The organism is Pseudoalteromonas sp. SG43-4 (assembly GCF_014164325.1).
GTDB lineage: Bacteria > Pseudomonadota > Gammaproteobacteria > Enterobacterales > Alteromonadaceae > Pseudoalteromonas > Pseudoalteromonas distincta.
In genome coordinates, this window is sequence record NZ_JACJFB010000049.1 from 1 (window position 1) to 981 (window position 981).

General features: G+C 50.1%; 1 protein-coding gene. It reads right to left on the minus strand.

From position 1 onward, the window contains the following. Positions 1 to 981 (minus strand): Ig-like domain-containing protein (locus tag H5160_RS20085; protein ID WP_182738529.1); only part of this gene is annotated, 981 nt, incomplete at both ends.

The window sequence follows — 981 nt, forward strand, 5'->3', positions numbered from 1 at the left end:
AAAGTCACCTTGTGCAAGGGCACCTGGAATCTCAATGTTCCAGTGGCCATCGCTGCCAACTAGGGTCTCAATGGTTTGCACAGCGCCTGCGCTGTCGGTGATGGTGAGTGTAACAGTGCCACCAATTTCATTACTGGTGCCCTGCAGCTCTGGTGTTAAGTCGCTAACATCGCCTACGTTTTGAATGGTGAGTATTGGCGCTTGCGTGTCGATAGTGGTGGTATCACTCACTGTAGTTTCGTTGCCAACACTGTCGCGTACACTTACTTCGATGGTGCTTTGACCTTCACTTAATGGTGTGGTTGGAGTGGCACTCCAATTACCATCCGCATCAACAAGGGCGGTGATGGTTTGTGGGTTGCCGTTGCTGTCGGTAATGACTATCGTCACTTGTGCACCTTCGCCCGCATCACTTGTGCCGCTTATGATTGGCGTGTTGCTGTCGCTTTGTGCTGCAACATCAACAGTGAGTGTCGGCGGTGTATTATCAAAGTCATCTGAGCTAATTGTACGGGTATTACCTGCTGCATCGGTCGCTGTGGCGATCACTGAGCCAACATCAAGTAACGATACATCTAATCCGACTAATGACCAATTACCATCGGCATCAGTTGTGGTGGTGTAGGTGGCACCAATGCCACCGCCAACCAGTTGCTCGGTAATGGTAATTTCACTGCCTGCTGGCAAGTCAGAGGTACCACTTAAGGTAACCAATAAACCAAGTTCAAACGTTGGTGTAAAGGCAAGTGCCGGTGGAGTTACATCCACTTCGCCACTGTCTGTACCTGTACCTGTGTTGCCCGCTGCATCGGTGATGCTGGCGCTAACACTGTAATTACCTTCAGCTAAATCAGTCGTTGGTGTCGCACTCCAGTTACCATTGGCATCGGTTTGTACATCAATGCTTTGAGTAGCATTTGCTGCATCTGTAAACGTCACCGTGATGGTGCTGTTAGGTGCATCACTGGTGCCTGTCACAGT